The following is a 22,685-nucleotide window of genomic DNA, read 5'->3' as shown; positions in this document are numbered from 1 at the left end:
CTACCAATTAACTTTAACTTTATTCTGACTTACAGCGTCAACGGAAATTTTATCCTGTTGGAAGAGAATGCCCGTTTCGTCTCCTTGCTGACGAATAATACCAACCTTATAATTTCCTTTTTCTAATTCCGAAAACGGTATTTCAGCGGAAAACCCGGATGCAAAATAATATTGTTTCAAAAATAACTCTTTGCGTTTCGTATTACGGCTTCGTGATGTTGGAAACACGTAAAAGCGATTGTTGGAACTTAGGAGAATATAAATCCCACTATCCTGTAAACGCTGACTTTTGAATGCTGCGTTTTTAACGATAAGCTTGTTTTTCGACTTTTCAAATTTTGTAGATGCATATAATTCCATCAGCGCCCGTGAATTCCCGGCATAACCCTGTCTGTCTGCAATTTCAATTAAGGGTAGCCATTTGGTATAGAAAACTGGTGTTTTTTCTACAATTCTGGCAGCAAATGACGTGTCTGCCGGTACCTTCAAATCTTTGTCTGTGTACGTCCAGTTGAACTGGCTTGTCGTCATGATCTTCCGCAAATTATATGCATCTACCAAATGATAGTGATAACTGAATACATTAAAAGTTATCGCCAAAAATACAATTGCAGTGATATATGGCGATAAAAAGCTGCCACGTATCGGTATGACGACATATAAATAAGCGACCATTAAAAGCAATACCGAATATATTTTGAACCTGCTGGTGATCAAACCTTCCAATCCGAAACCGGCACGACCATATACAACGATCAAACCGGTAGCCAGAATAAACATAATGGCGCCAAGGCAGAATAAATCCGTAATCCGCTCAAATTTTACAGTATATTTTTTCTTTGTAATTCTAAAAAGAATCGTCGATGCGATTGAAACTGCAACCAGAAACAAAACAATGCCCATCACCACACAAGCACCGAAATGGTCTCTTACGGGAATGGATTCTGCAAATGATCCTAAAAACGCCATATAACCTTTTGCCAGCTGGAAAAGGGAAGCTTTGGATTCCGGATTTGTTTCAGGTTGTTTGTACGTCCAAAAATAAGCGAAAATACCTGCTGCACTAGCAAGCGCCAGTATCACCGAGCGTTTCCGATCACCGGAAAGGAATAGTAATACTGCACAAATCGGTAAGATTAAAATTCCGATTGCACTGGTAGAAATGGTCAGCGCACCCATCAAAATGGCAAGTGCAAAGTAAATCGGTTTCGGATTAACAGCTAAATAAATCGTCCAAAGTGCCAACGTGATGACCCCGAAATTCTGAATAGCAGCCATTCCCCAGTACATATTTTCCCAAAAAGCCAGCGTCAGCCAGATGAAAGGAACCGGAACCAGGGCAAACAGAGGTTTTTTATTATTTTTTAGGAGAATGTACCAAAGCGGAATGACGCCGAGCAACAACAAATTACCAATCGTCATCAGGTGACGATAATTCAATGTTCCGAAAATAGAAAAATCCAGCCAGGTAAAAATCCTGTCCAGCGCAATCCGATGTTCATTATGTTGTTTGAAGATGGCTTTCAATTTCTCCTGCCATGACCCAGCCTGAGAATATTCTACAATAAAAGCTTTTAACGCATGGTCATCCCATTTTGGAATATTTAGGGCATAAAAATCCCATATCCCAAAGAAAACTCCTATCGGGATCAGAATGATGAAAATAACCAGAAGCGTTAAAACTCCCTTGCTCATGCGGGAATGATTAGCTGGTGAATATGCGCGGCGATTGAAACCGGATCAAGTTCAGAAAGTTTTTGATGATATGCCTGGCTTCCGTATTTTCTGTTCGGATATCCTTCGGCTTTCAAACTCTTGAATGAATGAATCTTCACACCTTTTTCCAATAATTGAACGGAAAGTTGCTGTGCCAATCCGCCTGTGCTGACGTGTTCTTCTGCGACAAGGATGGCTGGTGCTTTTTCAACAAGTTGAATGATTTCATCCGTCAATTCCAGAGGAAAATGCAAAGCACTTATCACATTTACTTTTTCTCCAAGTTCTGCGGACTGATCCAGTGCTGTAATCACATTGTTGGCGATCGGACCTAATGCAAAAACGGTTATTTCCGGGGATTCAACTTCATGAATTACCTTGAAAGACCCGGATGTATAACTATTTTCAGGCGCATTTTTCCCAAAACCTAAACGCAGATAAGCAGGTTTTCCATCCGCTACCATTTGTCGGATTACGGGTTCAACCTCGTCTGCAAAACCAGGTACCCAAACATTTGCATTTTGCAATCCACTTAAACAAGCTATGTCTTCAAGGGTGTGATGGGAACTTCCCATAATTCCGTAACCATAACCACCGCCGTTTCCGACGATAAAAACCGGAAGATTGTGAAAGCAAACATCATTACGGAATTGTTCCAGACAGCGGTAAACGATGAAAGGAGCGATGCTGTAACAAAAAACCTTATATCCTTTATGTGCAAATCCAGCTGCGACACCGACCATATTCTGTTCGGCCACACCTGCATTTATAAATCTCTTGCCAAGCTTAGCCTGTAAACTTTCCAAAGCCGCGTAACCCAAATCTCCGGTAATAAAGATGATGGATTCGTCTTCAGTAACAAGTTTTTCCAGAGCGGCTGAAAATTCTTTTCTCATTTTCTTAACTGTTTTACCAAAGTGCGTATTTCGTCAGCCGTTTTGTAAGATTTTGCTCCTCTTCTGATACGGGTACGAATGTATTTTGGCCGTTTTTTCGTCTCTTCAAAAATCTTCGTGATGTATTCTCCAAGGAATGAAATCCCCAAAATGGTCAATCCTCCGAAGAAAACGATCAGTACAATAACTGTGCTGATACCCTGAGGCGTATCCGGGAAGAAAAATAGTTTTGCCAAAATTTGCCAGATAATTCCCAGAATCGATAGACCTGTCAGCGTAAAACCTGCATAACTCATCAATTCCAAAGGAGCAAAACTGAACGAGAAAATCGCCTTTTTTGCCCACCAGATATTTTTCGTCCAGTTATTTGTTGAAACGCCAAACATCCGCTCCGGTCTTACGTAAGGAACTCCTGTTTGTTTAAAACCAACCCAGGCACGTAATCCACGAAGAAATTGTTCAGTTTCAGGCAAATCAACAAGTTCCTTCACCACTTTTCTATCGATCATAGAAAAATCACCAGCGTCACGCGGGATTGGGATATAACTTAGACTTTGGAATATTTTATAAAAAGTTTTATAGAAAAAATGAATATGTGGTTTCATTTCACGCTGCACGCGTACGCCGTAAACCACGTCAAATCCTTCCATCCATTTTTCATAAAATGCAGGAATAATTTCGGGTGGATCCTGTAAATCGCCATCCATAAGCACAACGCAATCGCCAGTGGCTATTTCCATTCCGCTCAGAAATGCAGCTTGTGAGCCAAAATTTCTTGAATGGCTGATACCAACCACGTTTGGATCTTTATCACAAATTTTGTTGATCACCTCCTCCTGGTTGTCAGGAGAATTGTCATTAACAAAAATTATTTCATAACGCACTTTCAGCTCATTACAGGTTTTGACGATCCTTTCATACATGTAAGGAATCGCCTGAGCATCTTTGTAACACGCTATAATGGCCGTGATGACCGGATTTAATTTCGGGTTCAGGAACGCAGGAAGAATAGTATCCTCATATCTGATCTGATCCTGCCATGCTTTTGTCTTTGACAAGCCATCTTCCAGTGAGGTTTTCGCTTTCCAGCCAAAATCTGTTTCAAAAGCATCAGGATCACCATACCATTCTGCCAAATCCCATTTCCGGTTTGACATACTTCCCCATTTCGGCTCTTGTTTTATACCAAAAGTCTGACGGGAAGTTTCAACCAGGTCACCAATCGTAGTTTTACGACCAGTGGCGATATTATATGATTTACCGGATGTGGTGCTGTTTATTTTCAGCGCAGCGTCCAAAAACGCTTCGACACAATCTTCTATAAATACAAAATCCCTGCTGATATCCGGAGACACCAGAGAAGGAAGCTGGCCTTGTCTTACACTTTCAACGAGTTTCGGAATCAACCTGTCAGGTTCTTCCCAATAACCGTAAATTGAATAAAGTCGGAGATTTAAAGTCTTTAATTCAAAAACGCGGGCGTAGTATTCCAACAAATATGCAGCCGAAACTTTGGAGACGGCATAGTGGCTATTTGGTTCAACTCGGTCAGTTTCCTTCGGTGATGTACAATTAAAGCCATATTCCGAACTGCTCCCAGCATGAATGTATACAGTTTCCTTATTACAATTTTGCAGAATATTTGCCGTCCCGATCACATTGGTTTCGTAAGTCAGGTTGACGCTGCTTTGTTTGCTGTAAGCTCCGTAGGCCGCAAGATTGAATAGCGTCTGAGGTTTATATCGCTCAAAAACTTCACGGACAGAATTGTCCGAAAGGATGTCGCAGTGAATGATATTTTCAAACGGAACATTTATTAATTTTAACCGCCAGGCTTTTGTCGCATCATGTGTGAGTGCATAACAATCCTTTCTGATTTTAAAAATATCGTTGAAAAGGTTTGCCCCGATAAAACCACTGGCTCCAAATACGAAAATCGGTCCTTTTAATTGTTCTATTTTATCGCGGTAATGCGGTAAATGATCAAGCATTCGTAAGTTCATTAAGATATCGTTCCGTAACTTCCTGAGTGGCCTGCTGGTAAAGTTCAGCATTCATCGGCAGATAATGCCATTCAAGTTTATTTTCCATATAGGAAACCCCTTTGCCCTTCACAGTTTGTGCAATAATGGCTTTTGGAAGTCCGTTTTTATGGGTTTTTAATTCGGTAATTGTCTGGTGTATCGTAAGAATATCATGTCCGTCGATCTCAACGGTTTCAAACCCGATGGCCCGCCATTTTTCAGGAGACGCAGTTTCTCCCAATACCTTGTCCGTAGGACCGAAACCTTGCAACCCGTTTTTGTCAACAAACATAAAGAGATTATCAAGCTGGTTTTGAATCGCATAATGCGCAGCTTCCCAGGTAGTTCCTTCGTTGGTCTCGCCATCAGACAGTAAAGCGAAAGCATAACTATCTTCGTCACTTATTTTGGCGGCATGAGCGATACCAGTCGCAATTGGAAGGCCATGTCCCAAAGAACCTGTTGCAAAAGGAATTCCTTTGTATTGTCCCGGAGCCGGATGTGCAGGAAGCGTTGTCCCGTCCAGATAGTATGTGGAGAGCTCTTCGTCGGTAATTTCGCCAAGAACGTTCAAGCAGGTATAAAGTGCAGCAGCCGCATGCCCTTTGGATAAAATAAAAGTATCTTCTTCTGATTTATTTAAAAATAGGATGGCGATCATCAGGTCGATGCAACTTAATGAGCAGCCGATATGTCCGGCATTCGCCTGATTATAAAGTCCCAGTAATTTCAGCCGCAACTCTCCGCTGATCTGTCTGGGTTCATTTAATATTTCCTTTGCGGTCATGGCCAATTTTAGTGTTGATGTCTGCTGTTATCTGAGTACAAAGTAACGAGCAAAATTGTATTATTAAGTGCGCAATATACGAAATCTTATTAGATGGCTTTACTGACAAACACCACGCACGTTACTCAGACCCATACCTTTTACCCTTTAAGTTCATGATTTCCAGCGGTTCTTTCTGATTATTCCGTTTAATTAATATTCTGTCAACCTGCGTTGTGTCCATTACCTGAATATAATTTAAACTTTTTGGAAGGTACAAATTGGTGAGCTGAGCATCCTGGATAGAATAAGGCAGGTAAGTCCTGTCCATGACCGATAAAACCTGAAGTTTGAAAGCAGGATACAGAATGGTATCCCCCGGCTGATAAACAGATTTTATTTTTTGAGCCGCCTCGTAATAAGGATTTGGAACGCGTGGTTTTGCAAAATATCCATATTTCACAGAGCGATCTTCGTAGAATTCCTGTAAGCGTTGTCCAACGAAGTAAAATTGCACAGCCAGGAAAAAGAAGATCAGTAACTTAAATTCAGTGGCCAGGTTTGAGTAATATTGAAGTAAAATACTGACCAGAATAATTACATAAGGAAAAGAAAATCCTGAATAACGCTGTGTTAAACTACTGGTATGTCCTCCTTTGAAAGCCATGAAAATCAGGAACAATGTTGGCACAAGTGCCATCATATACAGCATCGTCAGCCTTTTTCTTTGAAGTTTGTCAGCATTTTTATGAATATCATATAAAAATGATAAGGCAAAAATAACAACGGACAGTATGCAAAACTGGATTTTATTGCTGGTATATACAAGCGCGCTCAAAAGTACGATTACATAGGGTACTCTCGGCATAATAAATTCATGCAGTTTTATCCGGTCCTTTAATCTATACCACACAATTAGAAAAATTCCGACCAGGATCGAAATGACAGCATTCCGCTTTCCGACAAGAGAATCTGCCATGCCGTTGGTGAAAATTAATAAATCAGCGAACATGGGCAGTGCCTTATGAAAAACATTTGCAAATGTTGCCGGATATACGCCAAAGGGATTGTTTCCGGGGCTTGTTTCAGCAAACCGTTTATATTCAGCTGCCTGGTGATTCAGGGAATAAAGCGTGTATTTTCCGCCTCCGTACAACATCCACCAGGTGACACCTGAAAGAGCACCAACGGCTGAAATTGCCATTTTTATCCAGCCGCTTATAGATCTCAGAAAAAATACGGCGAAAATTCCATGAACCAAAAGAACTACAACTGACAAGAAATTAGACAAAATACTGAGCCCGGCTGCGAGAATGTAACCGACGTATAACCAGATATGTTTTCTGTTGGTTGATTTGATCTCAATAATTTGCAGAAAGAAGTATGTAGCAAGCAGTGTCAGGAAAAAAGTCAGGGAATAATTTCTGGCCTGGTGGCTGTAAGCGATGAAAAATGGCTCGATAGCTACCAGACCTGCTGCGATCAGCCCTGTGTTAACAGAAAAAAAGCGTTTTCCGAAAAGATAGGTGAATCCGATGATCAGTATACTAAAAATTACCGAAAATAATCTGGCTGAAAAATCGGATAGACCGAAAATGTCCATCCAGAAATGCAGCAAAAGATAATAAAATGAGCCGTTACCTATATCGCTGCGGGTCATGGCCTCATAATAATCAGCCAGTGTTTTTGGCGCCCAGAATTCTGCCGGGGTAAACGCACGAGGATAAAAAGTCTCCTGGTAGGTCAGGGAAGTTAAAAGATTTTCCTGCGGTTTCAGGCTGAATGGCGGAGTTTTCCAGAACTCGGGAACTGTAATTTTTCTTGTCGAAAATGCTTCCTTTTGATTTGCCCCTTCCAATACAATTCCCTGGCTGACGACCATGGTGCTTTTTTCATCAAAAAAGATACTGTAAGAGTCCAGGTGATAAAGTCGCAGTGCAATACCGATAATAAGTATAACCGCAAGCGTCAACCAGGATTGTAAGTTTTCCTTCTTGTAAGTGTGCACCATGTTTTAATGTCGGAAGTTAAAGCCGCGAAATTAGTGAAATTTCCATTGATTAGGCACTTTTACATTTTAAGGATTGTAAACTCCACGCGGCGGTTTTTCTGGCGGGTCGCTTCTGAAGAATTACTTGCGATCGGTTTCGCTGGTCCCCAGGCCTTTGTTTGAATTCTGAAAGCTCCGACACCTTTTGCTACCAGGTATTTTTTTACTTCTACCACCCGGTCCTCAGAAAGTTTGATATTTTTCTTGGTATCTCCTTGATTGTCAGTATGTCCTTCCAGTAAAATTTCCATTTCCGGATGTTCATTCATGATACCAATGATCCGGTCAAGTTCCTGAAATGAAGTTTCCGTGATATTCGCGCTGCTTTGGGAGAACATATTATTAGCAAGGCGAATTTGCTGACCGGGCTTGATTGGCTGCAAATATAGGTTCTTGCGAATAGTCCTGAAACCCGTTTCGTTTACCAGATCAATTTCTTCGGTAGAGGAAAAATAATCTTGCTCATCGGCTGTAAGGATGTAAGATTCTTTCAAGGGTAAAATTAATTTGAATTCACTGTTTTCACCTTCAAAGGTCGTTTTGCTGAAAGTCTCTCCGGTTTTCAGAATCCTGGCAGAAAGCACTGCTTTAACTGGAGTTGTGGTTTCAAATTCAAATACAGAACCCGTTACAGTTGCAACTGGGTCAGGTTTTATGCCAGGCGTAAGTTTGATCCGGAAAATATCTTCACGCCCGATCGTGTTGTCTGCAGAACTAAAATACCCGTATTCTCCCGACGCGGGGATATTAAAGTAGGAGTCGTGCTTCGGCGTATTGATATTTGGCCCCAGGTTTTCAGGCTTTGACCAGTTTAACCAGGTATCGTCCAGCCGGCGTGATAAAAACACGTCGCCACCACCGTAACCGCTTCGTCCGGAAGATGTAAAGTATAATGTTTTATTATCCAGAGCTAAAAAAGGAGAATTTTCATCGCTCGCACTATTCAATACGGTACCCATGTGTTTCGGCTCAGACCACGTTTCGCCCTCCTGAATGAAAGACACGTAGAGATCTTTTTTGCCTTCGGTATCCTTTCGCTGCACCGACATGATCAACACATTTCCATGTGGGGAAATAGCAAATTCTGAAAAGTCATGATCATTGTACAAATTGTCAATTTTGATCGCTTTTGGAAAACTCCATCCGTTGTTGGTATTGGTTGATGTGGACAGACCATATACCAAACCTCCGCCAGGAAGATAAACATTGATCAGATAAAGATTTTTTCCATCAGCAGAAACACCAATAATCGCATTATCTCCATTGTTGTTCACCGGCGGTCCCAGATTGACAGCCTCTGTCCAGTTATTATTTTTGTCAAGGGTAGAAACCCAGGCATCCTGTTTAGACGCGGAGCCGATATTTCCTTCAAAATCTGCCCTGGTAAAATACAATGTTCTTCCGTCTGCGGAAATGATCGGATTAATTTCCTGTCCTTTGCTATTAACTGCTTTTCCAAGATTTTCTTTTTTCTCTTCTTTTGCGGCAGACGGAGCAACATTAATTAAAGCTTCGACAGGATCGCTCGTAGATGAAATTCCTACGGCGTCGATCTGATTAAATCCGCCCACTTTTGAAGGATCCAGGATAATTTTTATTGCGTTTGCTATCAAATTTTCCTGTTTGGTGAACACCCTGAGCATTCGCCCTTTTTCTGATATTGGGCCAGCTTTTTCATCATAAATCAGGTATTCTCTGCCTGATTCATTATATGCGTAAACTCTTGTAACGGAGCCGGGGTTGTAATTTTCGGCAATTGCAACTTGTTTTAGCGCAATGGGTTTTTCAAAGCCAACTTTGATCCATTCTTCATTTCTTCCATTGGGAGTTGCCGGCGACCAGGCACATGGACTGACCCCAAAATCAGGAAGTTTGTTTGGCTCACCAAGAATTTGTTTTGAGCGAAATCCCTGACCATAACTTTCAGGTCTGTATTCTGAGGAATATCCAAGTATTTTATCAGCCCAAAGTACTGGCTGCTGGGCAAACAAGTTTCCGCATACCAGTAAAACCAGGCTGCAACAAATAGATATTTTTCTTCTCACTAAGCTCATTCGGGGTGCACTTGCTATTTTTCATCCATATTTCACTGCTAAAATTTTCCGAGCAAAAAGTCAGTTGGTTCAGCAATGATGTATCACTTCAAAAATTTTAGTGTGGTGAATATTGTAATAATAAAAGGCAATGCCAAAGATTTAATACTGAATAAAAATATTTCTAAAATCTGCCTAGTTCTTTGCTCCGACCAAAAGTATCCAGTCCCAATCAGGTTGTTTGTCTGGCGGAACAATGACGGCCGCATCTGTACGGCTGAACTCTCCGCCCGTCCACCGGCGGCCAGTCCGGGGACTATACCAAACAGCCCTAAACTCGTTTCCGGTTAGCTTAGTCAAATCCAGTCTAAACTCCCTGGCGGTGGGTATATACAAAATGGCCATACGATGATTTGTAATCGTGGCGACAGTGATTTCACTGGTTTGTGTCGTATCCTGAACGAGTTTTATTTCAGGATCCGGTTGAATTAACGCCCAGGGAATTCCTTGTAGAATTTTTGAAAAACGGACCATATATTCCCCGCCGTCCCTGAGAATATTTACTTTCCATGTTGGATTGAAATTTTTGATCGTGCTCATATGGCAAAATCCGGCAGCTGAACTTAGCAGCGATTCATAGGCTTGTTTACGGATTAAGGCAGATTGATCTTTGATCGGAAATTCTGAGTTGGCAATCAAAAAAGGACTTTTGATTGCGCTTCCTATCGTTTTTTGCCAAATTGCCAAAGCGGCGTATTCAGAATCAGTAACGGTAGAATCCGGAACAAAAACTTTCAGGTCAGTATTGTTTTTATCCAGTGAATCAGGCGGAGTGCAGGTGGACAAAGAAGCAATTAACTGATTTTCTGAATTTGCCCGCAAACTTTCTGTCAACGTCCGTGCAAGAAAAGCTTTCTGGTTTTCTTCTTCACTTACGATCCAAAAGACGTTCGTGAATTTTGAGAAACGTTTACCGATATATTCTCCATAACTCCGGCAAGCCTCTTCACCCTGCGTTTCAAAAAGTGTATTCCAGCTTTGTCTGGAAACGACCAAACCAATGACCAGTTCACGTTCTCTTGCAGCAATAATTATTTTTTCAAGATGATCGAAATAAGCCTTATTGGGTTTTGTTATGTCATTACTTACCAGAAACGGTGTGACTTTATGGAAATTTTTCTGGGTTGGTAAAGCAGGTAGAATATGCACTAAAAAAGTGTTGAAGGCTTGTTTTTTGCGAATATCCAGATAAGCAACCGCGTTGGAATAATCCAGCTTTCGCAGTAATTGCCAGGCGACATCAGCAACTACCAGGAAAGGTGCGTCGTTTTGGTCTGCCAGATGTTTGCCGTCTTCACTAACTTTCAACGGGAATTTATAATCAGCTTCGGGCTGCTTGTTTGAAGCACGGGCCGTAATTTGTAGTGCAAAAAATAAAGTCAGGATTGAAAATGAACGCGCGATCATAGTGCCAAAAGGGAATTATGCCTTCGACGAAAATGAGTGTTGTTCTCAAATTTATTCATGTAGCAGGGGTTAAGGTAGTTGGATCAGTTTTTTCTTAAATCAGCAATCGTGGTGTGCGGATCGAAGGAATTAAATACAAAACTTCCGGCAACCAGAATGTCAGCACCGTTCTCAACGAGAGATTTGGCATTTGTATTGTTGACGCCGCCATCGACTTCTATTTTGAAATCAGCACCTAGTTCTTCACGCATGTAATTTAACTTGTAAATTTTCCGGTAGGTGTTTTCAATAAATTTCTGACCGCCAAAACCCGGATTTACCGACATAATCAACACAAGTGACAAATCAGGTAATATTTCTGAAAGTACCTCTACAGGCGTATGAGGATTTAAGGCTACGCCTGGCTCCATACCTAATTCCTTGATCAACTGAACGGTACGGTGTAAATGCGTGCAAGCTTCATAGTGAACCGTCAGGATATCAGCACCGGCGTCACGGAAATTTTCCAGGTAACGGTCAGGTTGCTCAATCATCAAGTGAAAGTCCAGCGGTTTTTTGGAATATCGTTTGATGGCCTGTGCAACCGGAAATCCGAAGGAAATATTGGGGACAAACATACCATCCATGATGTCTACGTGTATGTAATCTGCTTCACTCGCATTAAGCATTTCAATGTCGCGTTGCAGATTAGCGAAATCTGCGGCAAGAATGGAAGGGGCAACTTCAGCCATTTTGTAAAGTAGTAATGTTAAATCCGTGGCGAATTTAAGGAATTTATAGGGAAGATGTAAACTCAGGGATTTTCCTAACCCAATGTATTAGCTTTGGGCGGCAGCGGAATCAGATAGATTCCAGCTTTAGGCAATAATTTTCAAACAAATGTTTAATCTAAATCGGCACTATTGGTTATTTGGCTATGTAAATCCAGCATTTAACAGGCTGTACATTTCCTAATTATCAGCCAAAATTACTCAAATAACAGACCGACTGAAAAAGTCAATCCAGTTAACAGTTTAGATTTAATGATTTGATCGTCGGTGGCTGATGAAAATAGCCGGTATTGATTTTCTTCCAGGGAATAAATTTCAACGGTTAAATACTCAGGCAAAACGATCCAATATTCCTCAACGCCATATCGTTGGTAGAGCTCTTTTTTTTCATTTGTATCCAAATGGAAAGAACTTTTAGAAATAATTTCTACTAATAAATCAGGGACACCTCTGATCCAGTCCTGGGCAATATGCAAATTATCATTGCTGATGAACATCAAATCAGGCTGTACGCGATTAAAATTTTCCTCAAAAATAACATCCAAAGGCGCGTTGAAAACCTCACCCAGGTTTTCGCCGCTTACGAAATCTTCGATAATTCTTTGAAGCTTTCTGGATATTTTTTGATGATAAATTTTCGGGCTGGGAGACATAATTTCTTTGCCGTTAATGATTTGCGTCAAATCCCAGTCTTGAAGTGTTGGTTCTTCCTTATGGATCATTTTTAATCAGCGTTTTTTACGAAAATACATAAATAATTACATATAGCAGCTAACTTTCGATCTTTCGTTAAATTTGTGCCCGAGCTATAATATTATTTTGCTCACCCTTGCAAATATCAGTTTTTCAGACAATTTCCAGCCGCAATAGCAAACAAAAACCATGAACCCGGAAGAACGCATCAACGAACTTATACAACAGATTGATCATTACAATTTTCAGTATTATCAGGAAAGTATTTCTGAAATATCTGACTATGATTTCGATCTGTTATTGAAAGAACTGGCTAAGCTGGAAAATGAGTTTCCCGAATTCAAACGCAGCGATTCACCCACGCAGCGGGTGGGCGGTACGATCACAAAAAATTTCAATGCCGTATATCACCGATATCCAATGTTGTCGCTTGACAATACCTACAACGAGCAGGAGCTTCGGGATTTTGACGAACGTGTTCGGAAAGGATTGGACGGGGAACCTTATGAATATATTTGTGAACTCAAATTTGACGGGATTTCGCTCAGTTTTACATACGACAATGGCGTCCTGGTTCGTGGAGTAACCCGAGGCGACGGTACGCGGGGAGATGAAATTACAAATAATGTAAAAACAATAAAGTCACTTCCATTACGTGTCAAGTCAAAAGAAATTCCACCAATTTTTGAAATCCGGGGAGAAGGATTTATGCCTTTTCAGTCTTTTCAAAAACTGAATGAAGATATGGAAGCGTTAGGTGTTAACCTTTATGCAAACCCAAGAAATGCTGCGTCCGGTTCGTTTAAATTGCAGGATTCTGCTGAAACGGCCCGCAGGTCGCTGGATTGTTATATCTATTCTTTTTTAAGCGACGAAACAGTTTTTGCCAGTCACGAAGAAAGTTTACTGGCACTGAAATCATGGGGATTTAACATTTCTCCTGGCTGGAAAAAGGTAACCAATATCGATGATGTCATATCTTACATTCATGAATGGGAGGAAAAACGCACGACACTTCCGCTCGCGACAGATGGAATCGTTATCAAGGTAAATTCTTTTGAGCAGCAGCGTGAATTAGGATTCACAGCGAAAAGTCCGCGCTGGGCGATTTCTTTTAAATACAAGGCGGAGAACAAACCAGCCATTCTCAGATATGTTAACTTTCAGGTCGGAAGAACGGGGAATATCACACCTGTTGCCAATCTGTGTGCAGAAAGTGAGCGAACAATTCCTTATAATAAAGTGAAAGGAGTGCACTTATCCGGCACCTATGTGAAACGCGCAACGCTGCATAATGCCAATGAGCTTGAAAGGCTAAGCGTGCAGTTGGGTGATACTGTTTTTGTGGAAAAAAGCGGAGAAATTATTCCAAAAATAACCGGTGTCGATCTGGCAAAACGTGAGTTATTTCAAACGGAACCGATCGTATTTCCTAAAAATTGTCCGGAGTGTGGCTCGCTTTTAGCTAGAAATGAGGGCGAAGTCGCTTATTATTGCCCGAATGACAGTGCTTGTCCTCCACAGCTAAAAGGTCGGATCGAGCATTTTATTCACCGGAAAGCGATGAATATTGACAGCCTTGGTGAAGGTAAAATTGAAGTACTTTTTGATAACAATCTGGTAAGAACGCCTGCTGACTTATATGACCTGACAAATGAAAAATTGCTGGGACTTGAAAAAAATATCGTTAACGAAGAAACCGGGAAAATTAAGAAAATTAGTTTCCGGGAAAAGACGGTTGAGAATATTATGAAAGGTCTGGACACTTCGAAAACGGCTCCTTTCAAGAACGTTTTGTTTGGTCTGGGCATTCGGTTTGTCGGCGCGACGGTGGCTGAAAAGTTGGCTGCTTATTTCAAAAATATCACCGCGCTTCGTTCGGCAACTTTTGAAGAACTTGTTGCGGTGCCGGAAATTGGAGGTAGAATTGCACAAAGTGTAATCGCTTATTTTTCAGTACCGGAAAACCAGCTGGTGATGGAGCGACTTGAAAAAGCGGGTTTGCAAATGACAACCGACGACAAACCGGTTGAAATGGAAAGTACGATGCTGGAAGGCAAAACTTTTGTGATTTCCGGCGTATTTGCAAATTTTGACCGGGACGACCTGAAACATAAAATTGAAGCGAATGGTGGCCGTATCCTGAGTGGTGTTTCGGGGAAGTTAAACTATCTGCTTGCCGGAGACAATATGGGTCCTTCCAAACTTGAAAAGGCGAGAAAATTGGGCGTAACGATCCTGTCAGAAGAAGAATTTTTAGGAATGATTCAAAAATGATGAAGGAAATTGAGACAGGTAACTAACTTTGTGTTTTAAAATCAACAATTATATAAGAAAATAATGCCATTGGACGAACGTTTCAAAGGAGTCGGAGCAGCGCTGATTACACCCTTTGATGAACAGCAAGAAATTGACTACGCTGGTTTACAAAAGTTAATCGAATTCGTGTCTGAAGGAGGAGTGGATTATCTGGTCGTGCAGGGAACAACCGGGGAATCTCCAACAATTTCATCGACAGAAAAAGACGAAATTCTGGCGTTTTCTAAAAAGCATAACACAAAGGGTTTGCCTATTGTGTATGGTTTGGGCGGAAATGATACCAGATCAGTACTTGAAACGATCCGAAAGACTGACCTCGACGGCGTTGACGCGATCCTGTCTGTTTGTCCATATTACAACAAGCCTACACAAGAAGGAATTATAGCACATTTCACTGCGATTGCGGAAGCATCGCCGGTGCCTGTTTTGTTATACAATGTTCCCGGTCGTACGGTAATCAATATGAAAGCGGAAACGATCCTGAAACTTGCAGAACATCCGAATATCATTGGTATTAAAGATGCAGGCGGAAGTATAGAACAAAGCATGGAACTTGCCGCACATGCACCAAAAGATTTTCTTTTGCTTTCAGGTGATGACAATCTTGTTACTACCATGTGTAGCGTTGGGTGGCATGGTGTTATTTCCGTGATTGCCAATGGTTTTCCACGTGAGTTTACAGATTTAACCTGGCACGCAATCGAAGGGAATTTCAAAGAGGCTGCAAAATTGCAATTGGCATTTCTTGAATTTGACACGTTGTTATATATTGAATCAAATCCGGTTGGGATAAAAAAATGTCTTGAAATTAAAGGTATTTGCAGTTCAGAAGTTCGTTTGCCCTTATTGAAAGCTTCGCCGCAGCTGAGTGAAAAGCTGGAAAAAGCGATGGTTCGGGAAGGGTTTATGTAGTGCTGGAATAACCGAATTTATCAGCCGGAATTCTGTCACCCGTTCCGGGTTAAGAGGCTCAATATTCCCATTTTGCTACAATACTGTCATCCCTTCGGGATTATTGCGGCAATAGCGAATTAGAAATAATCTGGAAACCCGAAGCCCTGGTATTTCTTTCGGGTTTGTTTTTTTGTAAATGGGAGAAGATCATTTAAAAACCAAAAGATTGAAATGTCTTATCTTACTCACTCGTTCCGGGTTAAGCGGCTGGATATTCCCATTTTGCTACAATGCTGTCATCCCTTCGGGATTATTACGGCAATAGCGAATTTGTAAAATGAAATAATCTGCAAACCCGAAGGATTGATGTTCTTTCGGGTTTGTTTTTTTGTAAATGGGAGAAGATCATTTAAAAGCCATAACATTGAAATGCCCTATTTAATCCACCCGTTCCGGGTTAAGCGGCTCAATATTCCCGTTTTTTTACAATACTGTCATCCGTTCGGGATTATTATGGCAATAGCGAATTTATAAAAATAATAATCTGCAAACCCGAAGGATTAGTGTTCTTTCGGGTTTGTTTTTTTGTAAATGGGAGAAGATCATTTAAAAGCCATAACATTGAAACGCCTTATCTAATTCATGAAATGCGGTCATCCACAAACCCGAAGGGTTGAAATTATTGTAGTAGCGGGATTGGATCCGGGAAACAAAACCCTGAAAGGGTGACATATCAAGATTTGGAATTGGCATTTCTTGAATTTGATACGTTGTTGTATATCGAATCAAATCCGGTTGGGATAAAAAAATATGCTGAAATTAAGGTTATTTGCAGCTCAGAAGTTCGTTTGCCGTTATTGAAAGCTTCGGCGCAGCTGAGTGAAAAACTGGAAAAAGCGATGGTTCGGGAAGTTTTTATGTAATGCTAAAATAACTGAATTTATCAGCCGGAATTCTGTCACCCGTTCCGGGTTAAGCGGCTCAATATTCCCATTTTGCTACAATACTGTCATCCCTTCGGGATTATGGCAATAGCGAATTTATAAAATGAAATAATCTGCAAACCCGAAGGACTGATATTCTTTCGGGTTTGTCTGGTTTGTTACATCCCGTGAGACGCTTTTCGGTATGAAACATCAAGTTTGTCATTAAATTCATAAATTCGCAACCATCCTCAGACCCGAAGAGTTGTTAGTATTGCCGTAATCTAATGAGGGTTGAAATTAAATCTATAAATTCGCAACAATTCACAAACTCGAAGGGTTGAAAATATTGTAGTAAATGTAAGAAGCCGGTAAGTCTAAACCCTGAAAGGGTGGCATACCAGAATACGCTACAAACCAGTGGTGTTTTTTACATGCTCAATCCAATTATTAAAATATCTTACTCATGATCACCTTCTATCCCGGCCCATCCAAAGTATATCCACAGGTTGAACAATACTTGTCAGAAGCATATCAAAGTGGTATTTTAAGCGTCAATCATCGTAGTGAGCCCTTCATGGCCATGCTAAAACAGACGATTGAGGTGATGAAATCGAAACTTGATATTCCGGAAGCGTATGAAGTTTATTTTTGCTCTTCCGCAACCGAATGTTGGGAAATCATCGCTCAGTCGCTTGTTTCAACGAAAAGTCTTCATGTATTTAATGGTGCATTTGGCGAAAAGTGGCTTGAATACACACAGAAAATTAAACCCGAAGCAAAAGGTTTTTCTTTTGATATAAACAGTTTACCAAATATTTCTGATATCATTTCCGATCAGGAAGATGAAGTGATCTGCCTGACACATAATGAAACTTCGAACGGAACAGCTTTGCCGTATTCCTTTTTTAAAGAACTGAGAAAACAGACCAGTCAGGTGATTGCTGTGGACGCGACATCTTCCATGGCGGGAGTGGAATTTCCCTGGGAAGCGGCTGATGTTTGGTATGCTTCCGTTCAGAAATGTTTTGGGCTTCCGGCAGGTTTGAGTATTTTGATTGCTTCTCCGCGTGCGATAAAACTGGCAGAAAAGATTGGCGATCGTGATTTTTATAACAGCTTTCTTTTTGTCAGAGACAATTTTTTGAAATATCAGACGCCTTATACGCCAAATGCGCTCGGTATTTATCTGGTCGGACGTGTTATGAAGGAGGTTGATCCAATTGCATCAATTTCGAAACAGACAAAAAAGAGAGCGGCAGAATGGTATGAGTTTCTTGCGGAACATGGGTATTCTGTCTTGATTGATGAGGATGAAGTAAGGTCCGGCACTGTGATTGCCGTTTCAGGAAGTAAGGATCAGGTATCCAATCTGAAAAAATCAGCAAGGGAAAACGGTATTCTGCTGGGCAACGGCTATGGGGCATGGAAAGAAACAACATTCAGAATCGCTAACTTTCCGGCGATTACGCAAGACGAAATTGATCAGGTAAAAAATTACCTTAAAGGCGAAGCGAGTCGCCTGGCATGAGTAGTAATGTCAATGGATTGTATTTATAGTTAAAAAGTCGTTTACTCATTACAGGATAAGCCCATCGTGTTAATAGATATGTTGCATCAGTACCAGACACAAACAAAATGTCTGGTAGCCCTCGATTCCATTATTTTCGGTTTCGACGGTCAGGAGTTAAAATTATTATTGGTCAATCGTGGTATTGAAGATGAGCATCATACCTGGTCGCTGATGGGCGGTTGGGTGCAGCCCGATGAGAGTCTGGAAGAAGCCTCAACGAGAATTTTGTATGAACTGACAAGCCTCACCGACATTTATTTGGAACAGCTTCATACTTTTGGAAACCCCAAACGTGACCCGGTTGAGCGTACAGTTTCAGTTGCTTATTTTGCGTTAATCAACGTGGAGGATTACGATAACAAGATATCCAAGAATTTCGAAGCGCAGTGGTTTTCCATGCAGGAATTGCCGCAGTTATTGTTTGACCATAGTGCCATGGTTCAGATGGCGATTGAACATTTGCGGTATAAGGCCTCTCAGCATCCAATTGGTTTTGAGCTGCTTCCTGAGAAATTTACAATTCCGCAGCTGCAAAAATTATATGAGGCAATTTTTGGAACAGAACTTGATAAGCGCAATTTCAGCCGGAAACTTTTGTCCACGCATTTGCTGATCAAACTGGATGAAAAACAAAAGGGTTTTTCTAAAAAAGGCGCTTATTATTACAAAATCCACGAGGAGAAATATAAAAAACAGTTTAATACCTTCCTGAACTTTTTGCCGAATGGGAACGGGTAACATTTATTTTAATCGTTAGCTTAACAATAAAAGGTTGTGTAAGAAACGGGTTTTGTTCAACTTTGCGGCATAATCCTAGAATGGTGTCGTCATGTTTAACTTCAAAGAAATACTTTCCGTAACGCTGATCCTCTTTTCGGTGATCGATGTGCTGGGCTCAATCCCGATCATTGTAGATTTTCGCAAGAAACTAGGCAAGATTGAATCCGAAAAGGCGACATTGGTTGCCGGGGGAATTATGATCGCTTTTTTATTTTTGGGAGAAAGGCTTTTAAGCCTTTTTGGCGTAGATGTGGCGTCTTTTGCAGTTGCCGGTGCAATTATTTTGTTCCTTCTGGGACTGGAAATGATACTTGGAAGAAATATTTTCAAGCATGACAATATCAGCGTCAGTGCCGCATCAATCGTCCCAATCGCATTTCCCATTATTGCAGGGGCCGGCACCATGACAACGTTGCTGGCGTTGCGTACGACCTATGAAATCAAGAATATACTGGTAGGCGTTTTGCTCAATTTATTTTTTATTTACATCGTTCTAAAATCATCCAACTGGATTGAAAATAAACTCGGGCAGGGTGGCACCGACATTCTCCGGAAAGTTTTCGGGATAATCCTGCTTGCCATTGCAATCAAACTTTTCAAGACCAATCTGGTTTTGTAAATCCTATTTTCAGAATAATAAAATTCAAAATTATTAATATAATGCAGCAATTAGACAGCCTTAATCAAGTCGCGGAATTCCATAAAACATTCAAACATCCTATCCTTGAAACGCCGACCATTCCCTCGGAAGACCGCAGCCGTTTACGCGTAGCTCTTTTGGCCGAAGAATTGAAGGAACTGGAAGTTGCGATTTTGGAAAAAGACCTTGTAGAAATAGCGGACGCGCTTTGCGACTTGCAGTATGTACTTTCCGGGGCCGTGCTGGAATTCGGTTTAGGTGAAAAATTCAGAACATTGTTTGACGAGGTACAACGTTCGAATATGTCAAAGGCTTGTGTGAGTGTAGAAGAAGCAGAGGCTACCGTAGCGCACTATAATGCCAAAGGAACGGAATGTTATTATAAAGAAGACAATGGTAAATATCTTGTTTACCGTACCGCGGACGATAAAACTTTGAAAAATATCAACTATTCTCCGGCGGATTTGTCGGGCATCATTGCTTCGTAATTATTCGTTTTCATTTAACCTTTGGTAAAAATGTCTTCCGTCTTAAACCGATTTTTGAGTTACGTTCAGATCGATACGCAATCAGATCCGCAATCGACGAGTTTTCCCAGTACGGAAAAACAGCGGGATCTTAGTAATCTGCTGGTAATCGAATTGCAGGAGCTTGGGATTGAGGACGCGCATCTGGATGAACATGGTTATGTGTATGCAACGATACCGGCAAACTCCGAAAAATCTAATATTCCGGTGATATGTTTTTGTTCACATGTGGATACCTCTCCTGATGTCACAGGTGCAAATGTGGAGCCGATTGTGCATCAGAAATGGAATGGACAAGATATCGTTTTGCCGGACGACCCGACCCAGGTTCTGAAACTTGCTGAGCATCCTGATCTGAAAAATCAGATTGGAAATGATATCGTGAGTGCAAGCGGAACGACACTTTTAGGTGCGGACAACAAGGCCGGTGTCGCTGAGATTATGGCTGCGGCGGAGGTTCTGGTAACAGATAAAAGAATAAAACACGGCGTGATCAAAATTCTCTTCACACCCGACGAAGAAGTTGGTCGCGGTACTGAAAAAGTAGATATAGATAAGCTTGGGGCTGATTACGGTTATACTGTGGATGGTGAGGCAGTTGGCACGATGGAAGACGAAACTTTCTCGGCTGACGGCGTAAAAATCACAATTCACGGCGTTAGTACGCACCCGGGGTATGCCATGGGAAAGCTGGAAAATGCACTGAAAATCGCAGGGGAAATTCTGGCTGCTTTACCAAAAAACCTTTCTCCGGAAACAACGGAAAACAAGGATGGATTTATCCATCCGGTACATATCGAAGGAATTCAGGAACAGGCGGTTTTAGAGTTTATCATCCGGGATTTTACTGAATCTGGTCTCCACGAAAAAGAAGCGCTACTCAAAGAGATCATGGAAAAAGTTTTGTTAAATTATCCGAATTCAACAGCCGAATTCAAGGTAACGGAACAATACCGCAACATGAAAGAAATTCTGGATCTGCATCCTCAGGTTATTGATAATGCGATGGAAGCCATGAAACGTTCTGGATTAAATCCAATAAAAAGAAGCATCCGCGGAGGAACAGACGGGTCGAGATTGTCTTTTATGGGTTTACCCTGCCCGAATATTTTTGCAGGAGAACATGCTTTTCATTCACGTTTGGAGTGGGTTTCCGTGCAGGATATGGAAAAGGCGGTGGAGGTTATTGTAAACCTGGCCCAGGTTTGGGAAGAAAGAAGTTAGTTTAGAATTAATGGCAAAAAAATCAAAATATTATGTAGTGTGGCAAGGTAGACAAACAGGCGTGTTTACCGATTGGAAGGAATGTGAAGCACAAATAAAAGGCTTTGAAGATGCCCGTTATAAATCTTTCGACTCAATACAGGAAGCGGAAACGGCCATTCAGCGGAATTATTGGGAATATGTACAGAAAAAGGAAAATGCTGCGAAAGTTGTTGCAAAAACAGCACCGTCAAATATTGGTCAGCCTATAAAAAATGCAATTGCCGTTGATGCCGCGTGGAATACGGCTTCTGGCGATATGGAATACCAGGGTACTTATTTACAAACCGGGGAGCGAATTTTTTTGCAAGGTCCGTTCAAAGATGCTACAAACAATATCGGCGAATTTCTCGCGATCGTTCATGGATTGGCTTATCTGCAAAAAAATAATAGTGACATCCCGATCTATTCAGATTCCAGAACGGCGATAAGCTGGATTAAGAAGAAACATGCGAACACCAAATTGCAGCTCACACCAAGGAACAAACCTGTTTTTGAAATGCTCCAACGGGCCGAACGTTGGCTGGCAGCGAATAAATATCCAAATAAAATCCTGAAATGGGAAACTGAATATTGGGGTGAAAACCCTGCTGACTTTGGTAGAAAATAATAACCCATGGCCAGAAATTCGTTTTTCAAATTCAAACAATTTACAGTCCAACAGGATAGGTGTGCGATGAAAGTCTGCACCGATGCCTGTGTTTTTGGCAGTTGGGTGCCAATCGAAAACGCTGAACGTATTCTTGATATCGGAGCCGGGACGGGATTGTTGTCGCTGATGGCAGCGCAGCGAAACAAAAACGCCAGGATTAGTGCCGTCGAGCTAGATCTTGATGCTTTTTCTCAGGCAACAGAAAACATAAAAAATAGTACTTTCGCTGACCGGATTCAAATTTTTCATACGGCAATTCAGGATTTTTTACCACCGGAGAAATTTGAATGCATCATTTCAAATCCACCGTTTTTTCAATCAGATCTCCGTTCGCCGGATGGAAAAGTGAATCTGGCGCATCATGCTGATTCACTAACTTTCCAGGAATTATTGAACGCAGTTAATAAGTTACTGACTCAGACTGGAAGGTTTAGTATACTTCTTCCGGTTGGAGAAGGTATAATTTTTCAGGAACTTGCTGAGAAATCTGGTCTTGTTTTGATCCGAAAACTAACTTTGTTCCATCAAAATGGAAAAAAAGCTTTTCGTTCCATTATGGTGTACAGGCAAAGGGAATACGCTGATAATCGGTTGGTTAGCGATGATCTATTTATTTATAATGAAGATGGGAAAACCTATCATCCGGAGTTTGCCGAATTAATGAAAGACTTTTATTTGATATTTTGATCAGGAAAAACA

The 22,685-nt window shown here is 41.2% G+C and carries 19 protein-coding genes; 10 read left to right on the top strand and 9 right to left on the bottom strand.

Features of this window, described 5'->3' with window-relative positions:
• The 9 genes from AC1XUO_RS11555 to AC1XUO_RS11515 all read right to left on the bottom strand — a co-directional run bounded on the left by AC1XUO_RS11555 (position 1) and on the right by AC1XUO_RS11515 (position 12,444).
• Positions 1–1,695, bottom strand: a complete 1,695-nt coding sequence (locus AC1XUO_RS11555) for a hypothetical protein (protein WP_483329947.1) — start codon at positions 1,693–1,695, stop codon at positions 1–3.
• Positions 1,692–2,612, bottom strand: coding sequence for a transketolase family protein (locus AC1XUO_RS11550; RefSeq protein ID WP_483329946.1), 921 nt, complete (start codon positions 2,610–2,612; stop codon positions 1,692–1,694). Before AC1XUO_RS11550 ends, AC1XUO_RS11555 begins: the two co-directional genes overlap by 4 nt.
• Positions 2,609–4,603, bottom strand: a complete 1,995-nt coding sequence (locus AC1XUO_RS11545) for an NAD-dependent epimerase/dehydratase family protein (protein WP_483329945.1) — start codon at positions 4,601–4,603, stop codon at positions 2,609–2,611. The genes AC1XUO_RS11550 and AC1XUO_RS11545 overlap by 4 nt, the downstream gene beginning before the upstream one ends.
• Positions 4,596–5,423: a transketolase gene (locus tag AC1XUO_RS11540; protein WP_483329944.1), complete on the bottom strand. Its 828-nt coding sequence runs from the start codon at positions 5,421–5,423 to the stop codon at positions 4,596–4,598. Before AC1XUO_RS11540 ends, AC1XUO_RS11545 begins: the two co-directional genes overlap by 8 nt.
• 121 nt (positions 5,424–5,544) lie before the next feature.
• Positions 5,545–7,413 carry a glycosyltransferase family 39 protein gene (locus AC1XUO_RS11535; RefSeq protein ID WP_483329943.1) on the bottom strand — a complete coding sequence of 623 codons (1,869 nt, stop codon included), beginning with the start codon at positions 7,411–7,413 and terminating at the stop codon, positions 5,545–5,547.
• 59 nt (positions 7,414–7,472) lie between these two features.
• Entirely contained in the window at positions 7,473–9,497 is a 2,025-nt protein-coding gene (locus AC1XUO_RS11530; RefSeq protein ID WP_483329942.1) for an OmpA family protein, read from the bottom strand.
• Between the two features lie 183 nt (positions 9,498–9,680).
• Positions 9,681–10,952 carry an apiosidase-like domain-containing protein gene (locus tag AC1XUO_RS11525; RefSeq protein ID WP_483329941.1) on the bottom strand — a complete coding sequence of 424 codons (1,272 nt, stop codon included), beginning with the start codon at positions 10,950–10,952 and terminating at the stop codon, positions 9,681–9,683.
• Positions 10,953–11,035: 83 nt separating this feature from the next.
• The gene (gene rpe / locus AC1XUO_RS11520) at positions 11,036–11,683 is read right to left on the bottom strand and encodes a ribulose-phosphate 3-epimerase (protein ID WP_483329939.1); all 648 of its coding nucleotides are present in this window, start codon (positions 11,681–11,683) and stop codon (positions 11,036–11,038) included.
• Positions 11,684–11,919: 236 nt separating this feature from the next.
• The gene (locus AC1XUO_RS11515) at positions 11,920–12,444 is read right to left on the bottom strand and encodes a Uma2 family endonuclease (protein ID WP_483329938.1); all 525 of its coding nucleotides are present in this window, start codon (positions 12,442–12,444) and stop codon (positions 11,920–11,922) included.
• A 160-nt stretch (positions 12,445–12,604) separates the two neighbouring features.
• Between AC1XUO_RS11515 and ligA the strand changes: the two genes are divergently transcribed.
• The 10 genes from ligA (at position 12,605) to AC1XUO_RS11465 (ending at position 22,673) form a co-directional block, all read left to right on the top strand.
• Positions 12,605–14,692, top strand: coding sequence for an NAD-dependent DNA ligase LigA (ligA, locus tag AC1XUO_RS11510; protein WP_483329937.1), 2,088 nt, complete (start codon positions 12,605–12,607; stop codon positions 14,690–14,692).
• A 63-nt stretch (positions 14,693–14,755) separates the two neighbouring features.
• On the top strand, positions 14,756–15,646 hold the full coding sequence (gene dapA, locus AC1XUO_RS11505) for a 4-hydroxy-tetrahydrodipicolinate synthase (protein ID WP_483329936.1): 891 nt from the start codon (positions 14,756–14,758) through the stop codon (positions 15,644–15,646).
• Positions 15,647–16,353: 707 nt separating this feature from the next.
• On the top strand, positions 16,354–16,551 hold the full coding sequence (locus AC1XUO_RS11500) for a hypothetical protein (protein ID WP_483329934.1): 198 nt from the start codon (positions 16,354–16,356) through the stop codon (positions 16,549–16,551).
• 466 nt (positions 16,552–17,017) lie between these two features.
• Positions 17,018–18,082, top strand: a complete 1,065-nt coding sequence (locus AC1XUO_RS11495) for an aminotransferase class V-fold PLP-dependent enzyme (RefSeq protein WP_483329932.1) — start codon at positions 17,018–17,020, stop codon at positions 18,080–18,082.
• 78 nt (positions 18,083–18,160) lie between these two features.
• Complete coding sequence (locus tag AC1XUO_RS11490; RefSeq protein ID WP_483329930.1) at positions 18,161–18,862, top strand: NUDIX hydrolase; 702 nt, start codon at positions 18,161–18,163, stop codon at positions 18,860–18,862.
• A gap of 91 nt (positions 18,863–18,953) precedes the next feature.
• Positions 18,954–19,523, top strand: coding sequence for a MarC family protein (locus AC1XUO_RS11485; protein ID WP_483329929.1), 570 nt, complete (start codon positions 18,954–18,956; stop codon positions 19,521–19,523).
• Between the two features lie 41 nt (positions 19,524–19,564).
• On the top strand, positions 19,565–20,032 hold the full coding sequence (locus AC1XUO_RS11480) for a pyrophosphohydrolase domain-containing protein (protein ID WP_483329927.1): 468 nt from the start codon (positions 19,565–19,567) through the stop codon (positions 20,030–20,032).
• 30 nt (positions 20,033–20,062) lie between these two features.
• Positions 20,063–21,295 carry a peptidase T gene (pepT, locus tag AC1XUO_RS11475; RefSeq protein WP_483329925.1) on the top strand — a complete coding sequence of 411 codons (1,233 nt, stop codon included), beginning with the start codon at positions 20,063–20,065 and terminating at the stop codon, positions 21,293–21,295.
• A 10-nt stretch (positions 21,296–21,305) separates the two neighbouring features.
• Positions 21,306–21,944 (top strand): ribonuclease H1 domain-containing protein, encoded by a 639-nt coding sequence (locus AC1XUO_RS11470; protein ID WP_483329923.1) that lies wholly within the window; start codon positions 21,306–21,308, stop codon positions 21,942–21,944.
• A gap of 6 nt (positions 21,945–21,950) precedes the next feature.
• Positions 21,951–22,673 carry a tRNA1(Val) (adenine(37)-N6)-methyltransferase gene (locus tag AC1XUO_RS11465; RefSeq protein ID WP_483329921.1) on the top strand — a complete coding sequence of 241 codons (723 nt, stop codon included), beginning with the start codon at positions 21,951–21,953 and terminating at the stop codon, positions 22,671–22,673.
• The last annotated feature ends 12 nt before the right edge of the window (positions 22,674–22,685 follow it).

This window comes from Dyadobacter sp. HNCC25DJ186, from assembly GCF_056895235.1.
The sequence above is the reverse complement of the archived record's forward strand: the minus strand, read 5'-3'. Positions and strand labels throughout refer to the sequence as shown.